Origin of the sequence: Klebsiella sp. HMSC16A12 (genome assembly GCF_001808265.1) — a bacterium.
Lineage (GTDB): Bacteria > Pseudomonadota > Gammaproteobacteria > Enterobacterales > Enterobacteriaceae > Klebsiella > Klebsiella pneumoniae.
In genome coordinates this window covers 1-1,915 of the sequence record NZ_KV792596.1, presented here as the reverse complement: position 1 = coordinate 1,915, position 1,915 = coordinate 1, and the positions used below count along the sequence as shown (strand labels likewise).

1 protein-coding gene is annotated in these 1,915 nt (G+C 58.3%); it reads left to right on the top strand.

Annotated features, from left to right (window positions below):
* The first annotated feature begins 367 nt into the window (after positions 1 to 367).
* Positions 368 to 1,855 carry a group II intron reverse transcriptase/maturase gene (ltrA, locus tag HMPREF3140_RS10790; protein WP_004178082.1) on the top strand — a complete coding sequence of 496 codons (1,488 nt, stop codon included), beginning with the start codon at positions 368 to 370 and terminating at the stop codon, positions 1,853 to 1,855.
* The last annotated feature ends 60 nt before the right edge of the window (positions 1,856 to 1,915 follow it).

Sequence of the window (1,915 nt, the reverse complement as noted above, 5' to 3'; positions counted from 1 at the left end):
CAGTGTGCGCCGGGAGACCGGTAGAGATCAAGGGGTGAAAGTCCCCGACCATTGAAGGACCAGCAATCCACAAGGTCCCCGAGTCATGCGTTGCATACCGCGAGGTAGGGGGCGAAGCGTTGACAGGGGTGTTGACAGGCCAGCCATTGAGCCACGAAATGTATATTAAATTACCGGGTGCCGACGTTGTACTGTTAACGGAAGGCAACATCATAGGGTGCGATACTGCGAGTGCCACATGGACCCGGCGGGGTCTGAGACCCTGGCATGTCAATACGATCTCTACGCGGGAACCGGGAGATCTCCCCTCTGACCATCTGCCAGTGTCGGAGATGGCCCGCACCGGGAAGACGAGGAGTCATAGCCGGTGATGTACGGAGAGGAGAAGTCGGACTCGCTCATAGTAGCGGCGAAGCAGGCGAACAACCCGAAAGGAGCGGAGTCAGTGGAGCGAAGGAGCGGGGCCAAGGGGAACGCGGAACAGCCACACATGCGCCGGACACAGAGCCGGGAAAGCATGTCACAGAGGCTGTCACGCGTGCGGGAAGCTGCGAAGCAGCGGAAGAAAGAACGGTTTACAGCATTGTTCCACCTGCTGACAGTCGAAGCACTGGAAGCCGCATTCCTCTCCCTGAGCAGGAAAGCGGCCGCCGGAGTGGATGGCATCAGGTGGATGGACTACGCCGGAAACATGAAGAACAACATAACAGATCTGCACCGGAGGCTACATCAGGGCAGCTACAGGGCGCAGCCCGGCAGGCGTCACTACATCCCAAAAGCGGATGGAAAACAACGCCCGCTCGGCATCGCCTCGCTGGAGGACAAGATCGTCCAGTATGCGCTGGTGAAAATCCTGAACGCAGTCTATGAAAACGACTTTATGGGGTTCTCATACGGGTTCAGACCCGGGCGAAGCCAGCACGATGCACTGGACGCACTGGCCACAGGGCTGGTACGCACTAACGTAAACTGGGTACTGGATGCCGACATCAGTCAGTTCTTCGACAGGGTGAGCCACGAATGGCTGATCAGGTTCACAGAGCATCGGATCGGCGACCGGAGGGTAATCAGGCTCATACGTAAGTGGCTCACAGCCGGGACGTCGGAGGAGGGTCAATGGCGAGCAACGGAGGAAGGCACCCCACAGGGTGCGGTCATCTCACCGCTGCTGGCAAACATATACCTCCACTACGTCTTCGATCTGTGGGCGCATCAGTGGCGACGTCGCTATGCCACAGGCAATGTGGTAATGGTCAGATACGCCGATGACATCGTCATCGGGTTCGACAAACGATACGATGCCCGGCGCTTCCGTATAGCCATGCAGCGCAGACTGAGGGAGTTCGGACTCACGGTTCACCCGGAGAAAACCCGTCTGATGGAGTTCGGCCGCTTCGCTGCCGAAAACCGTGCCATCAGGGGAAAAGGCAAACCAGAAACGTTCAACTTCCTCGGGTTCACGCACATCAGCGGGAAAGATCGCAACGGCAGGTTCATGCTGATACGAAAGACCCGCCGGGATCGGATGACGGCAACTCTGAAAGCCATCAAAGACGGTCTGCGAAGGCGCTGGCATTACTCAATCCCCGAACAGGGAAAATGGCTCAGGAGAGTGGTTCAGGGATACCTGAACTATCACTCGGTACCGGGCAACTTCCCCACCATGCAGAAGTTCAGGACACACGTAACAAACCTCTGGCGCCGGGCGCTCAGGCGCAGGAGCCAGAAGGATGATACGACCTGGACGAAAGCAAACAAACTGGCAGCCGCATGGCTACCAAGGGTTCGGGTTCTTCATCCATGGCCTGTGGAGCGGTTCACCGCCAGACACCCGAGGCAGGAGCCCGGTGCGTAAATCGCGCACGCCGGGATCTGTGCGGGGGGTATCCGGTAACGGGTATCCCTACCGCGACAT